The following is a 14,375-nucleotide window of genomic DNA, read 5'->3' on the forward strand; positions in this document are numbered from 1 at the left end:
GACCGGATCGCGGATTCTTCTCTACGGTCGGAGGCATGAGGTTACTCATCACGGGGGCGACCGGGTACGTGGGATCCCGGCTCGTATGCGCATTGCTGAGGCAGGGTCACGAGGTCGTGGTCACGTCCAGGGACACCCGCAAGCTGGACCGATTCGGTTGGTCGTCGGACGTCACCAAGGTGGCCATGGACGCCGACGACCCGATCTCGGTCAAGAAGGCGATGACCGACGCCGGGCACCTCGACGCGATCTACTACCTGGTCCACGCGATCGGACAGGCGGACTTCGCCAGCGGTGATCGCGACGCGGCACGCAACGTCGCCGAGGCCGCACGCGATGCCGGCGTCGGCCGGATCATCTATCTCGGCGGCTTCGTCCCGGGCGACGCCAAGCTGTCGTCGCACCTGCAGAGCCGCGCCGACGTCGCCGAGGGGCTCGTCATCGAGGACGGCCCGGAACTGGTCTGGCTTCGTGCGGCGGTCATCATCGGCGCCGGCTCGACGTCGTTCGAGATCATCCGCTACATGGCCGACCGCTTACCGGTGATCCCCGAACCTGCCTGGATCACCAACGAGATGGACCCGATCTCGATCCGCGACGCCATCCACTACCTGGTCGCAGCCTGCGAATCCTCGCTCCCTCCAGGTGAATACGACATCTCGGGACCCGACCACGCCCGCTACATCTCGATCCTGCACGAGTACATCTCCGCGGTCCGCTTCCCGCGGTTGCGGCTCCCGGTATTCGGGGTCAGCACCCGCCTCGCCGGACGACTCGGCGGCATGTTCGTGCCGGTCCCGGCGTCGCTCACCGAGGAACTGGTGACGTCGCTGGACCATTCGATGACGGCATCGGAGCACAGCATCCGCGAACTGGTGCCGCCGCCCGAGGGCGGTCTGACACCGATGCGCGACGCCGTGCGCGCGTCCGTCGAATCGCCGTATCCCCGGTCCGTCTGCGATCTGCACGACCTGCACCACCTCGCCGACACCGACCCCGCGTGGGCCGGCGGCGACTGGCTGCGCGTCAAACGCAGCATCGGTGGGACGATCGGTGGCACGCTGCGGGTGTCGGCGAAGATCGCCGGAGCTCTTCTGCCGACCCGTCCGTGAATGACCCGTGTCCGTTGACGACCGACCTAGGTGGTGACGACTGCTGGTGACTGCACTGGCGCGCGACCTCTACAACTCCATAGCCGCGGATCGTGATCCCGATCCCGGTTCCCACTACGTCCGACGCCGCTGGCTCGTCGGTGTCTTCCTCGTCATCGGGGCCATCGTGCTCGGCGTCTCGTTGCGCGTGGAGCCGGGCGACACCGCGTTCTATCCGCTGACGGTCGCCTTGGCGGCGGTGTGGACCGTCGGGGCGCTCACCTCGGGCAAGCTGCGGCTCGGCGCCTACAGCCCGACGGCGTCCCGTCCGCCGGATCGTCTCGGGGCGGTGGGGTTGGGCGTCGTCGTCGGCCTCGCGGTCGGTGCGGCCTTCGTCGTCGGCGGCCTGCTCGTCCGGATGATCCCCGGGGTCAGCGACCTGGCGAACAAGGTGCTCGCCTTCGCCGACTACGGCAGCCTCGCCATCGTCACCTTGATCACCGTGGTCAACGGCCTCGCGGAAGAGCTGTTCTTCCGCGGCTCGGTCTACTCGGCGGCGCGCCCCCACAACCCGGTCCTGGTGTCGACGGTCATCTACGTGCTCGTCACCATGGCCAGCGGCAACGTGATGCTCGGCTTCGCCGGCGCCGTCCTGGGTACCGTCTGCGCGATCCTGCGGCGCAGCACCGCCGGGGTCCTCGCGCCCGCGATCACCCACGTCATCTGGGGCGCGATCATGGTACTTGCCCTTCCGCCGATCTTCGCCTGAGCCGCCGACCGGCGAACCTCATCTCGACCTGCAGACGTCGATCGAAGTCTGCAGGTCGAAGTGAGGTTCGCCGGTCGCGGCCCCGCGGTTTGGGCGATCGGTCCCGACCGGCTAGATTCATTCTCGCGAGTGACACTCTCGGCACTCCGCGCGCGTATAGCTCAGCGGTAGAGCTCTGGTCTTACACACCAGCGGTCAGGGGTTCGAATCCCTTTGCGCGCACCACGATTCATAGCTCCAACCCGCGCCCAGCGCGGCTTGGAGCTATGGATCAGCCAACAGCGCCCAGGGCTTTGTCCCACACGTTGTTCTCCCGCACCTCGCCCGGCCCGACCATGTCGGCGTAGACGATGACACCCTCGCGGTTGACGAGGAAGGTGCCGCGGTTCGCGTACCCGCGATCGGAGTTGAACACCCCATACGCCTTGGCAACCTCGCCGTGCGGCCAGAAATCCGACAGCAGCGGGAACAGGAACCCCTGTGCCGCCGACCAGACCTTGTGCGTCGGGGAGGGACCCACCGAGATCGTCACGGTGGTCACGTCGTCGTTCTCGAAGCGTGGCTGCTGGTCGCGGATGTAACCGAGCTCGCCCTGGCAGGTGCCGGTGAACGCGAGCGGGAAGAAGACCACGAGCACGTTGCGCTCGGCGCGCAACGCCTGCAGGGACACGAGCTGATTGTTCTGATCCCGGAGTTCGAAATCAGGTGCCTGGTCACCGACGCTCAGCGGCGCGGTGGGCAGAGCATCACTCATGCTTTCTTGCCCGAGCGGGCCTTCGGCTGAACGAGTCGGGCTGCCGACCAATCCCCCAGGCTGATCGCCGACGTCTGGGTCAGGCCCGCGGTGGGGGCCGCCTCGGCGATCTCGCTCGGATCCACGTATCCCGGCTTGCCGGTCTTAGGCGAGAACACCCACACGTATCCGTCTTCGGCAAGGGGTCCGATGGCGTCCATCAGCGCGTCGACGAGGTCTCCGTCGCCTTCACGCCACCAGAGGACGACGACGTCGACGACGTCGTCGGCATCCTCATCGACCATCTCGGCATCGATCGCGTCCTCGATGTCGGCTCGCAGCTCGTCGTCCGTGTCCTCGTCCCAGCCGACTTCCTGCACGACCAAGCCGGCCTTCAAGCCCAGTTTTTGGGCGTTGCTGCCCGTACCGTCTGTGGCGGCTACCACCGCGCGTGACCTCCTGAGGGTGATGGGACGTTCTTTCCGTCGCCGGTGTGTGCATCTGTGTACGCCAACTCGCTTGTCAGCATAGGCAACAGCCTAGAGCCTCACATTGCAAGCCGAACTACGTCACTCGATTTCGGGCGTTTCTTTTTCACCGACCACCCCACCGGAACCGCTCAGCGACCGGGACTCGTCGGCACCGGAGTGGTGGTGACCGAGGAACGGGGCGTCGCCGACGACGCCGCCGGCACCGGCGTGTACTCGCCGCACACCTCGAGCAGGCGCGCCTTGTCGCGGGTCCACTGCCCCGACACCGTGTTCAGTTCGGTGCGCTGTTCCTTGCGGATCGCGTTCTCGAGACGCGCCGTCGAATCGAGGAACGTCCGCGTCGGTGTCGCGACGTCGACGGGCGCACTCGCGGTGATCTTCGGACGGATCTGATCGGCACCGGCGATCAGACTCGCGCGCGCCTTGTCGGCGAGATCCCCGACCTCCGGATACGAATGCGTCGTGTTGAGCCGCTTGATGAAGGTGTTGTAACCGCGCACCATCACGACCATCGACGACATCGACTCCCGACAGAGTTCGACGCCTTCGGTCCGCACCTGCGCGGCCGCCGACGCCGACACCTCCGACCGGTAGACGGCCACCTCACCGGGCGCCGCCACACCCTCGCCCCCGACCGTGGACGCGCACGCCGACAACATGATTCCCCCGAATGCCATGCCGACCGTCATGCTCGCCCGGACACCCCGATGTCCGCTGCGGCCGGGCCTGGCCTCCCCTGTGCCCAGCATCGCTTTCCCCCTACTCATCAGTAACGCTGCAAGGACGCTACAGCACCCCCGCGATCGCGACAGCCTACACAGATCCACCCAGTGCCAAGCCAACTCACATGGGGCACGATGAGGGGTGACACCGCACAACAAAGAGCTGCGGTGTCATACGCCATGCAGCCGGACCACCACCCCGAGTCCGGCCTGTCAGAGGGAGTAGGCATCACCGTGACCGACCAGATGGACCAGGCGACGCAGGACACGATTCCGAGCGAGCACGCCGGCCCGGGCTCCAACGGACGTGCTGCCGGACGAAGCGGACAACGAGTCCGCGTCATCCGCGAGGGAGTCGCGTCCTATCTGCCCGACATCGACCCCGACGAGACCACCGAGTGGCTCGATTCGTTCGACGCACTGCTCGACGCCGCCGGCCCCGGGCGGGCGCGCTACCTGATGCTGCGGCTCCTCGAACGTGCCGGCGAGAAGCGGGTGTCGATCCCCGCACTCACCTCCACCGACTACGTGAACACCATCCCCACCGAGGCGGAACCCTGGTTCCCCGGTGACGAGGAGGTCGAACGCCGTTTCCGTCAGATGATCCGCTGGAACGCCGCGATCATGGTGCATCGCGCCCAGCGCCCGGGAGTCGGTGTGGGCGGCCACATCTCGACATACGCGTCGTCGGCGTCGCTCTACGAGGTCGGCTTCAACCACTTCTTCCGCGGCAAGAACCACTCCGGCGGCGGCGACCACATCTTCATCCAGGGCCACGCCTCGCCCGGCATCTACGCCCGCGCCTACCTCGAGGGCCGCATCGGCGAGGCCCGCATGGACGGCTTCCGGCAGGAACACAGCCACGCCGGTGAGGGCGGCGGCCTGCCGTCGTATCCGCACCCGCGGCTGATGCCCGACTTCTGGGAGTTCCCGACCGTCTCCATGGGCCTCGGCCCGATGAACGCGATCTACCAGGCGCGCTTCAACCACTACCTGCACGACCGCGGCATCAAGGACACCTCCGACCAGCACGTCTGGGCGTTCCTCGGCGACGGTGAGATGGACGAGCCGGAGTCGCGCGGGTTCGCGAGTTTCGCGGCCACCGAGGGTCTCGACAACCTCACCTTCGTCGTCAACTGCAACCTGCAGCGGCTCGACGGCCCGGTGCGCGGCAACGGCAAGATCATCCAGGAGCTGGAGTCGTTCTTCCGCGGCGCCGGCTGGAACGTCATCAAGGTCATCTGGGGCCGCGAGTGGGATGCGCTGCTGCACGCCGACCGCGACGGTGCCCTGGTCAACCTGATGAACACCACGCCCGACGGCGATTTCCAGACCTACAAGGCCAACGACGGCGCCTTCGTCCGCGAGCACTTCTTCAATCGCGACCCCCGGACCAAGGAGCTCGTCAAGGATCTCTCCGACGCGGAGATCTGGAACCTCAAGCGCGGCGGCCACGATTACCGCAAGATCCACGCCGCCTACGCCGCCGCCATGACCCACAAGGGCCAGCCGACGGTGATCCTGGCGCACACGATCAAGGGCTACACGCTCGGCAAGCACTTCGAGGGACGCAACGCGACCCACCAGATGAAGAAGCTGACGCTCGACGACCTCAAGGCCTTCCGCGACAGCACGCGCATCCCGATCAGCGACGAGCAGCTCGAAAAGGATCCGTACCTGCCGCCGTACTACCACCCCGGCAAGGATTCGCCGGAACTCCAGTACATGCTGGATCGCCGCAAGACCCTCGGCGGCTTCCTGCCGAGCCGCCGCACCAAGGCCAAGGTCCTCGAGGCCGACACGTCGTCGGCGCTCAAGACCACCGAGAAGGGCTCGGGCAAGCAGCAGGTCGCGACCACCATGGCACTGGTCCGCGTTTTCAAGGATCTGTTGCGCGACAAGGAGATCGGCAAGCGCATCGTGCCGATCATCCCCGACGAGGCCCGCACCTTCGGTATGGACTCGTGGTTCCCGACCCTGAAGATCTACAACCGCAACGGACAGCTCTACACCTCGGTCGACGCCGAGCTGATGCTCGCCTACAAGGAGAGCTCCGAGGGCCAGATCCTGCACGAGGGCATCAACGAGGCCGGTTCGGCGGCCAGCTTCGCCGCCGTCGGCACGTCGTATGCGACGCACGACGAGCCGATGATCCCGCTGTACATCTTCTATTCGATGTTCGGCTTCCAGCGCACCGGCGACAGCTTCTGGGCGGCCGCCGACCAGATGGCGCGCGGCTTCGTCATCGGCGCGACCGCCGGCCGTACGACGCTCACCGGTGAAGGTCTGCAGCATGCCGACGGCCACTCGCCGCTGCTCGCCGCGACCAACCCGGCCGTCGTCGCCTACGACCCGGCGTTCGCCTACGAACTCGGCCACATCGTCGACGACGGTCTCAAGCGCATGTACGGCGAGGACCCGGAGAACGTCTTCTACTACATCACCGTCTACAACGAGCCGATCAGCCAGCCGGCGAAGCCCGAGCACGTCGACCACGAGGGCATCGTCAAGGGCGGCTACCTGTTCCAGAAGGCCCCGGAGAACAAGGAGTACCCGGCCAACATCCTGGTTTCCGGGATCACCATGCCCGACGCGCTGCGTGCCTCCGAGCTGCTCGCCGAGGAGTGGAACGTCGGCGCCGACGTGTACTCGGTGACGTCGTGGAGCGAACTGGCCCGAGACGGTATCCGCGCCGACCGGCAGGCGCTGCGCGATCCGGGCAGCGAGCCCGCACCCGCCTACCTGACCGAGCTGATGGCCGACGCGGCCGGCCCGTTCGTCGGCGTCAGCGACTACATGCGCGGCGTCCAGGAGCAGATCCGCGCCTACCTGCCCGGCACGTACCTGACGCTGGGCACCGACGGATTCGGTTTCTCCGACACCCGGCCGGCGGCACGACGCTTCTTCAACGTCGACGCCGAGTCGATCGTGGTCGCGGTACTGGTCGCCCTCGCCCGCGACGGTCACATCGCCATGTCGGTGGCCAAGCAGGCCGCGGACAAGTACCAGATCGACGACGTCGCGGCCGCTCCGGAGCAGACCAGCGATCCCGGCGTGGCCTAGTTCGGCACCGGACCGCCGCACCCGGACAGACCAGCGATCCCGGCGCGGCGGTTTCCGGGGACTAGATTGAGAACGTGTCCGACGCGCGAGTGAATCAGCCCACAACACCGCCGGCTGACGTGTTCGGTGAGCGGGGTGCCCATGTACCGGCCCCTGCCACCGTGCACGACGCGCTGCCGGACACGCTTCTTCGGCGGGTCAAGCAGTACAGCGGACGCCTCGCCACCGAGGCGGTCCACTCCATGCAGGACCAACTGCCGTACTTCGGCGACCTCGACGCCGCGCAGCGCGCGAGTGTCCAGCTCGTCGTGCAGACGGCGGTCGTGAACTTCGTCGAGTGGATCCAGGACCCCGAGGGCAACGTCAAGTTCACGGTCCAGGCGTTCCAGGTGGTGCCGCAGGACCTTGCCAGACGTATCACGCTGCTACAGACCGTCGAGATGGTCCGCGTGGCCATGGAGTTCTTCGAGAAGTGGCTGCCGCTGCTTGCTCGCAACGACGCCCAGCTCCGCGCACTCACCGAGTCGGTCCTGAGATACGGGCGCGAGATCGGCTTCGCCGCCGCCGCGATCTACGCATCAGCCGCGGAATCGCGCGGCGCGTGGGACTCCCGGCTCGAGGCCCTGGTCGTCGACGCCGTGGTCCGCGGCGACACCGGCCCCCAGCTCCTCTCCCGCGCGGCAGCCCTGAACTGGGACTCCGACGCCCCGGCGACGGTCATCGTCGGGACCCCGCCACCCGAACAGAACGTGTCGGTGCCGCTGGCCATCCACAACACTGCAAGACACTTCGACCGGTCGGCACTGTCGGTGGTCCAGGGTTCGGTGCTCGTCGCCATCGTCAGCGGTCCCGCACGCCCCACGGAGAAGTTCGTCTCGGCTCTTCTCTCCCACTTCGCCGACGGCCCGGTGGTCATCGGACCGACCATGCCGAACCTGGGGAGCGCCCATGCCAGCGCCGCCGAGGCGATGGCGGCGATCGAAGCGGTGGTGGGCTGGCCGAGTGCACCCCGCCCGGTCCACAGTCTCGAACTGCTCCCCGAGCGAGCTCTCAACGGTGACGAATCGGCGGTCGCCGCCCTGGTCGAATCGGTGGTCAGTCCGCTCTCCACGGGAGGCACCACACTGACCACGACGCTCGAGGCCTACCTCGACTCTGGCGGATCGGTCGAATCCTGCGCGCGCGTTCTGTACATACATCCAAATACGGTCCGGTACAGACTGAAAAAAATTGCGGAAATCACACGCCGCGATCCGACAAACCCACGAGATGCGTATGTACTACGGATCGCGACGACTGTCGGTCGTCTGACACACTTAAGGCACAAATCGGACCCTCCTGCACCATGAGTCACACTGGCAACATGTCCGATTCACAATTTATGCTGATAGGAGCCTTAAGAGCACGTTTCGGTAACGAATCTCAGCCTGATGACGAAGCAGGTGACACTGAGGTCAAGTTTGTGGGAACCCCACAAAACCCGGCATCAAGGTTCATGCTTCTCCACACCCACATGGGGCGGGCAAAGGGTGTTCTCTGGTCACGTGCTTTCGTTGCTTGCTCCCGGCCAGGGTTCCCAGACACCCGGCATGCTCACGCCGTGGCTCGACCTGCCCGGCACCCGTGATCAGATCGCCACGTGGTCCAAGCTCACTCAACTGGACTTGGAAAGACTCGGTACCACCGCCACCGCGGAGGAGATCACCGACACCGCGGTGACCCAGCCGCTGGTCGTCGTCGCCGCCCTCCTCGCCTTCGACGAGGTCCGCAAGAACGGTGAACTGCCCGCGGACGCGGCCGTCGCCGGCCACTCGGTCGGTGAGCTCGCCGCCGCTGCCATCACCGGCGTCATCTCCGCCGACGAGGCCGTCACCCTCGCCGCGATCCGCGGCGCCGAGATGGCCAAGGCCTGTGCCCTGGTGCCCACCACCATGGCCGCCGTTCTCGGTGGCGACGAGGCCGCGGTACTCGCCCGCCTCGAGGAGCTCGAGCTCGTCCCGGCCAACCGCAACGCGGTCGGTCAGATCGTCGCGGCCGGCGCCGTCGAGAAGATCGACGAGCTCATCGCCTCGCCGCCGGAGAAAGCCCGCATCCGCAAGCTCGCGGTCGCCGGCGCGTTCCACACCCACTTCATGGCCCCGGCGCAGGACGCGGTCGCCGCCGCGGCGGCGAAGATCACCCCGGCCGACCCGAATCGCACGCTGCTGTCCAACTCGGACGGTCAGCCTGTAACGAATGGCGTCGACGCACTGACAAAACTGGTAGGCCAGGTCACCAGGCCGGTCCGCTGGGATCTCTGCTCGGCGTACCTGCGGGACAACTCGGCCACCGCCGTCGTGGAACTGCCACCGGCGGGCACGCTCGTGGGGATCGCCAAGCGTGAGCTGAAAGGCACCCCATCGCTGGCTCTCAAGGAGCCCCGCGACATCGCGAAGATCGCAGAACTTGGATAGCGGTCGCGGTTAGTCCGCGACCCCCGGAAGATCGGCGCCCGGCGCCGATCTGTCCAAGCGCGCGGACTACACGTCCGTCAGACGCTCCGGAATCATCAACCCGAACACGAAAGGGAACCATACAGTGGCTGCCACCCAGGAACAACTCATTGCCGGCATCGCCGAGATCATCGAGGAAGTCACCGGCATCGAGCCGTCCGAGGTGACGATGGAGAAGTCGTTCGTCGACGATCTGGACATCGACTCGCTGTCCATGGTCGAGATCGCGGTGCAGACCGAGGACAAGTACGGCGTGAAGATCCCCGATGAGGACCTCGCCGGTCTGCGCACCGTCGGCGACGCCGTCTCGTACATCCAGAAGCTCGAGAGCGAGAACCCCGAGGCTGCGGCTGCCATCAAAGCCCAGGTCGAGGCAGACCAGAACTGATGAGCTCCCCCTCCCTCCGCGACTACTCGACGCTGGGTGGGAACTTCCCGAGCGTGGTCGTCACCTCCATGGTGGCGACCACCTCGCTCGGCGAGGATCTCGACTCGACGTGGAAAAACCTGCTGGCGGGTGAGTCGGGCATCCGCGAGCTGACCGACGACTTCATCACCAAGTACAACCTGCCGGTGCGCATCGGCGGTCGGCTGCTGAAGGATCCGTCCGAAGAGGTCACGCGAGTCGAATCTCGTCGGATGGCCTACGTCGAGCGCATCGCCCACGTGCTGAGCAAGCGTCTCTGGACGCAGGCCGGCGAGCCCGAGGTCGATCCCGACCGTCTCGCCGTGGTCATCGGCACCGGCCAGGGTGGCGGCGACGCGATGATCGACGCCGTCAAGGCCATGGAAGGCACCGGCAACTACCGCAAGGTGTCCCCGCTGGCCGTCTCGATGGCCATGCCCAACGGCCCGGCCGCCGTCGTCGGCCTGAACATCGGCGCCCGCGCGGGCGTGATCACCCCGGTCTCGGCGTGCTCGTCGGGTGCCGAGGCGATCGCACACGCATGGCGCCACATCGTCATGGGTGACGCCGACATGGTCGTCACCGGTGGCGTCGAGGGACAGATCGACGCGGTGCCGATCGCCGCGTTCTCGATGATGCGTGCCATGAGCACCCGCAACGAGGACCCCGCTGCCGCCTCTCGTCCGTTCGACAAGGACCGCGACGGCTTCGTCTTCGGCGAAGGTGCCGCGATGCTCATCCTCGAACGCGAGGAGCACGCTCGGGCCCGCGGTGCGCGCATCCACGCACGCCTGCTCGGTTCCGGCATCACCTCCGACGGCTTCCACCTGGTTGCCCCGGACCCCAGTGGTCAGGGCAACGCCCGCGCGATGACGCGGGCACTGCAGACCGCCGGTCTCCAGAAGTCCGACATCACCCACATCAACGCGCATGCGACGTCGACCCCGATCGGCGACACCGCCGAGGCCGCCGGTATCACCGCTGCCATCGGTCAGCATGCTGCGATCTACGCGCCGAAGTCCGCTCTGGGACACTCGATCGGTGCGGTGGGTGCGCTCGAGTCGGTCCTGACCATCAAGAGTGTCGAGGAAGGCGTCATCCCGCCGACCCTCAACCTCGAGAACCAGGACCCGGAATGCGACATCGACGTCGTCCACGGTGAACCCCGTTACGGACAGATCGACTACGCGATCAACAACTCGTTCGGTTTCGGTGGGCACAACGTGGCGCTCGCCTTCGGTCGCTACTGAACGTCGGCTCCCCGCCGATCTCGGTAGTGCCTGAGACGAACCACGCCCGACACCCTTGGAGGAGACTGCGATGACGACCTTGGCTCCCATGGCCGGCCGCGAAGAAGCCGCCGATCCCCGCGACCCGCTGTTGCGGCTGACGAACTTCTTCGACGAAGGCACCATGTCGTTGCTGCATCCTCGCGACAAGTCCGGGGTCCAGGCCGCGGTCGGCCTGGTCAACGGCGTTCGCACGGTCTCCTACTGCACCGATGGCACCGTCATGGGTGGTGCCATGGGTGTCGTCGGGTGTGCTCACATCGTCAACGCCATCGACACCGCCATCTCCGAGCAGGCGCCGGTCATCGGCATCTGGCACTCGGGTGGCGCCCGCCTCGCCGAGGGTGTCGAGGCGTTGCACGCCGTGGGTCAGGTCTTCGAGGCGATGGTCCGGGCCTCCGGATACATCCCGCAGATCTCCGTGGTCGTCGGCTTCGCGGCCGGCGGCGCGGCCTACGGACCCGCCCTCACCGACATCGTGATCATGGCCCCGGCCGGTCGCGTCTTCGTCACCGGGCCGGATGTGGTCCGCAGCGTCACCGGCGAGGACGTCGACATGGAGTCGCTCGGCGGCCCCACCACTCACGGCAAGAAGTCCGGCGTCTGCCACATCGTGGCCGACTCCGAGTCCGACGCCCTGTGGCGCGCGCGACGTCTCGTCTCGACATTCAGTCAGCAGGGCCACTTCAACCGTGAACTGGCCGCGGCCGGTGACACCGACCTGAAGGCCCTGCTGCCCGAATCCGCCCGCCGCGCTTACGACGTCCACCCGGTCGTCGAGAAGCTGCTGGACACGGCACTCGCCGCCGACGGCGAGACCGAGATCTCCAGTTTCGAAGAGCTGCAGGCGAAGTGGGCGCCGAACATCGTGATCGGGTTCGGCCGGTTGTCCGGCCGCAGCGTTGGCGTGATCGCCAACAACCCGCTGCGCATGGGCGGCTGCCTGAATTCGGAGAGCGCCGAGAAGGCCTCCCGGTTCGTCCGCCTCTGCGATGCCTTCGGCATCCCGCTCATCGTCCTCACCGACGTCCCCGGCTACCTGCCGGGCGTCGGACAGGAATGGAACGGCGTCGTCCGACGCGGCGCCAAACTCCTCCACGCCTTCGCCGAGTGCTCGGTCCCCCGCGTCACCCTCGTGACGCGAAAGATCTACGGCGGCGCCTACATCGCCATGAACTCGCGGGCGCTCGGTGCCACGGCCGTATTCGCCTGGCCCGGTTCCGAAGTCGCCGTCATGGGAGCCAAGGCCGCCGTCGGCATCCTGCACAAGAAGGCCCTCGCCGCCGCACCCGACGACGAGCGTGAAGCCCTCCACGACCGACTGGCCGCCGAACACGAGGCCATCGCCGGCGGTGTGGGACGCGCACAGTCGATCGGCGTCGTCGACGAGATCATCGACCCGGCCCGCACACGCAGCATCATCGCCGAGGCACTCGCGGCCGCCCCCGCTCGACGCGGACGTCACAAGAACATCCCGCTCTGATCAGCGGACGGACACACGAAGAACGCCACCGGTTCTCACCGGTGGCGTTTCTCGTGTGTCCCTGAGCTCGCGGGACGAATCACCGCGCTCCCTGGGAAGTCTGTATTCTCCGCAGCGTCAGGAAGTTTCCCACTTCTTGCGCCGACGAAACCTCGTCTCGTGCCTGCCGGGCGTGTCGTTCCTCACAACCGAGGACGCCGCCTCGCTCCCTGAGGAGCGCCCGGAGCTTGCGGAGCGTCTCCCTCGCTCCCTGAGGAGCGCCCGGAGCTTGCGGAGCGTCTCCCTCGCTCCCTGAGGAGCGCCCGGAGCTTGCGGAGGGCGCGTCTCGAAGGGTCAGCCGACCCGCTGCTGCAACCAGGTGACCTCGGCCCCGGCACCGCCCATGCGGTACTGCTCGAGCGCGTCGTCCCAGGCCGAACCGAGAGCGGCTTCGAGTTCGCCGGCGAGACCGGCACTGTCGGGCTGCGATTCGATCATCGAGCGCAGCTGGTTCTCGCCGATGATGACATCGCCGTTGGCACTGGTCGATCCGCGCCAGAGCCCCAGACCCGGCACGTAGCTGTAGCGCTCGCCGTCGACACCCTCGCTCGGGTTCTCGGTGACCTCGAACCGCAGCGCCGACCATTCGCGCAGAGCGGTCACCAGACGTGCCGCTGTCCCGACCGGCCCTGCCCAGTCGACTGTTGCACGCTGCATACCCGGTTCGGCGTCCTGGGCCGACCATTTAAGGTTCGCGCGCGCGTTCAGGGTCGACGACAGAGCCCACTCCACGTGTGGGCACAGCGCCACCGGCGCCGAGTGGATGTAGACCACTCCTGTTGTCATGTCCGCAAACTGGTTCAGATTGCGCACCTTTTCACCTCCGTTGTCGACGAGGAACGTCTTCCCCAACACACCTCGCGACTTCGGATATCACACTCGTGGGATTCATTGTGCCCCATGATGCGCGTGTTGCGCTAGTTTCTCGTGCGAGAAAGGTTCATTTCTGTGACGAAAGTTCACTGACGACCCGGTCGTTGAACTCGCTCCACAACGGTTTCGCCCACGGCCCGAAGGCCCGGTCGGTGAGGACGACGCATGCCGCCTGCAACTCGGGGTCGACCCAGAGGTAGGTGCCGGCCTGACCGAAGTGCCCGAAGGTCCGGGGCGAGTTGCCCGTCCCGGTCCAGTGCGGGGACTTCGCCGATCGGATCTCGAACCCGAGGCCCCAGTCGTTCGGGCGGTGCCTGCCGTAGCCGGGAACAAAGCCGTCGAGTCCTGGGAACTGGACCGATGTCGCGTCGGCGAGGGTCTCCGGTGCCAGCAGTCGAGGCGCGAGGAGTTCCTGCGCGAAATGCGCGAGATCGGTGGTGGTGGACCGCGCCCCGTGCCCGGCGGGCCCGTACAGTTCGGTGGACTTCATGCCAAGCGGTGCGCAGACGGCGTCGGCCAGGTACTCCGCGAAGCCGATGCCCGCGGCCTGCTCCACCGTCTCGGCCAGGATCTCGAAGCCTGCGCTCGAATAGATGCGCTTCTCCCCCACCCCGGCCTCGAGGTCCCGTGAGTCGAAGGCGAGTCCCGACGCGTGTGCCAGGAGGTGCCGGATGGTCGCCCCGGGAGGACCGGCCGGATCGTCGAGTTCGACCGCTCCCTCTTCGACGGCCACCAGAATCGCCTCGGCGACCAGGAGTTTGGTGACCGAGGCGAGTTCGTAGACGCGAACGGGGTCGCCGAATTCCTCGGCGACCCCGTCGCGGGTGATGATCGCCGCCGACACATTGTCGACAGGCCATTCCGTCAGAGATTCAAGGACCGACACATCGGGTCACGTTACCCGTGCCCGCGTACCGGCCGGTG

The 14,375-nt window shown here is 66.9% G+C and carries 13 protein-coding genes and 1 tRNA gene; 9 read left to right on the forward strand and 5 right to left on the reverse strand.

The features are described from left to right. The first annotated feature begins 35 nt into the window (after positions 1 to 35). The 3 genes from GKZ92_RS14925 (at position 36) to GKZ92_RS14935 (ending at position 2,085) form a co-directional block, all read left to right on the forward strand. Positions 36 to 1,112 (forward strand): NAD(P)H-binding protein, encoded by a 1,077-nt coding sequence (locus GKZ92_RS14925; RefSeq protein WP_075864044.1) that lies wholly within the window; start codon positions 36 to 38, stop codon positions 1,110 to 1,112. A 40-nt stretch (positions 1,113 to 1,152) separates the two neighbouring features. After that, entirely contained in the window at positions 1,153 to 1,860 is a 708-nt protein-coding gene (locus GKZ92_RS14930) for a CPBP family intramembrane glutamic endopeptidase (protein WP_042377151.1), read from the forward strand. Positions 1,861 to 2,010: 150 nt separating this feature from the next. Continuing rightward, positions 2,011 to 2,085 (forward strand) — tRNA-Val (locus GKZ92_RS14935). Positions 2,086 to 2,131: 46 nt separating this feature from the next. Here GKZ92_RS14935 and GKZ92_RS14940 read toward each other — a convergent pair. The 3 genes from GKZ92_RS14940 to GKZ92_RS14950 form a co-directional block, all read right to left on the reverse strand. Beyond that, positions 2,132 to 2,614: a peroxiredoxin gene (locus tag GKZ92_RS14940; RefSeq protein ID WP_006356787.1), complete on the reverse strand. Its 483-nt coding sequence runs from the start codon at positions 2,612 to 2,614 to the stop codon at positions 2,132 to 2,134. Then, positions 2,611 to 3,039 (reverse strand): DUF3052 domain-containing protein, encoded by a 429-nt coding sequence (locus GKZ92_RS14945; protein WP_005200172.1) that lies wholly within the window; start codon positions 3,037 to 3,039, stop codon positions 2,611 to 2,613. Before GKZ92_RS14945 ends, GKZ92_RS14940 begins: the two co-directional genes overlap by 4 nt. Positions 3,040 to 3,212: 173 nt before the next feature. After that, positions 3,213 to 3,833: a hypothetical protein gene (locus GKZ92_RS14950; protein ID WP_040003887.1), complete on the reverse strand. Its 621-nt coding sequence runs from the start codon at positions 3,831 to 3,833 to the stop codon at positions 3,213 to 3,215. 141 nt (positions 3,834 to 3,974) lie between these two features. On the opposite strand from GKZ92_RS14950, the gene aceE reads away from it, so the two are divergent. The 6 genes from aceE (at position 3,975) to GKZ92_RS14980 (ending at position 12,539) form a co-directional block, all read left to right on the forward strand. Further along, entirely contained in the window at positions 3,975 to 6,869 is a 2,895-nt protein-coding gene (gene aceE / locus GKZ92_RS14955; RefSeq protein WP_139319590.1) for a pyruvate dehydrogenase (acetyl-transferring), homodimeric type, read from the forward strand. A 74-nt stretch (positions 6,870 to 6,943) separates the two neighbouring features. Next, entirely contained in the window at positions 6,944 to 8,218 is a 1,275-nt protein-coding gene (locus tag GKZ92_RS14960) for a PucR family transcriptional regulator (RefSeq protein ID WP_006356784.1), read from the forward strand. A 195-nt stretch (positions 8,219 to 8,413) separates the two neighbouring features. Then, positions 8,414 to 9,322, forward strand: a complete 909-nt coding sequence (locus GKZ92_RS14965; protein ID WP_006356783.1) for an ACP S-malonyltransferase — start codon at positions 8,414 to 8,416, stop codon at positions 9,320 to 9,322. 124 nt (positions 9,323 to 9,446) lie between these two features. Next, the gene (acpM, locus tag GKZ92_RS14970; protein ID WP_005200177.1) at positions 9,447 to 9,749 is read left to right on the forward strand and encodes a meromycolate extension acyl carrier protein AcpM; all 303 of its coding nucleotides are present in this window, start codon (positions 9,447 to 9,449) and stop codon (positions 9,747 to 9,749) included. Next, entirely contained in the window at positions 9,749 to 11,017 is a 1,269-nt protein-coding gene (locus tag GKZ92_RS14975) for a KasA/KasB family beta-ketoacyl-ACP synthase (RefSeq protein ID WP_006356782.1), read from the forward strand. Before acpM ends, GKZ92_RS14975 begins: the two co-directional genes overlap by 1 nt. 70 nt (positions 11,018 to 11,087) lie before the next feature. Further along, the gene (locus tag GKZ92_RS14980) at positions 11,088 to 12,539 is read left to right on the forward strand and encodes an acyl-CoA carboxylase subunit beta (protein WP_006356781.1); all 1,452 of its coding nucleotides are present in this window, start codon (positions 11,088 to 11,090) and stop codon (positions 12,537 to 12,539) included. Between the two features lie 333 nt (positions 12,540 to 12,872). Here GKZ92_RS14980 and GKZ92_RS14985 read toward each other — a convergent pair whose 3' ends face one another. Next, positions 12,873 to 13,391: a DUF3145 domain-containing protein gene (locus GKZ92_RS14985; protein WP_006356780.1), complete on the reverse strand. Its 519-nt coding sequence runs from the start codon at positions 13,389 to 13,391 to the stop codon at positions 12,873 to 12,875. 127 nt (positions 13,392 to 13,518) lie between these two features. Then, entirely contained in the window at positions 13,519 to 14,337 is an 819-nt protein-coding gene (locus tag GKZ92_RS14990) for a serine hydrolase domain-containing protein (protein WP_006356779.1), read from the reverse strand. Positions 14,338 to 14,375 lie beyond the last annotated feature (38 nt).

Origin of the sequence: Gordonia sp. 135 (assembly GCF_009720185.1) — a bacterium.
In the GTDB taxonomy this organism is placed as follows: domain Bacteria; phylum Actinomycetota; class Actinomycetes; order Mycobacteriales; family Mycobacteriaceae; genus Gordonia; species Gordonia alkanivorans.

Bases quoted from the DNA above. Each gene is read 5' to 3' on its own strand.
- GKZ92_RS14925 (WP_075864044.1), top strand. From the start codon at position 36: ATGAGGTTACTCATCACGGGGGCGACCGGGTACGTGGGATCCCGGCTC.
- GKZ92_RS14950 (WP_040003887.1), bottom strand. From the start codon at position 3,833: ATGCTGGGCACAGGGGAGGCCAGGCCCGGCCGCAGCGGACATCGGGGT.
- GKZ92_RS14975 (WP_006356782.1), top strand. From the start codon at position 9,749: ATGAGCTCCCCCTCCCTCCGCGACTACTCGACGCTGGGTGGGAACTTC.
- GKZ92_RS14940 (WP_006356787.1), bottom strand. From the start codon at position 2,614: ATGAGTGATGCTCTGCCCACCGCGCCGCTGAGCGTCGGTGACCAGGCA.
- GKZ92_RS14980 (WP_006356781.1), top strand. From the start codon at position 11,088: ATGACGACCTTGGCTCCCATGGCCGGCCGCGAAGAAGCCGCCGATCCC.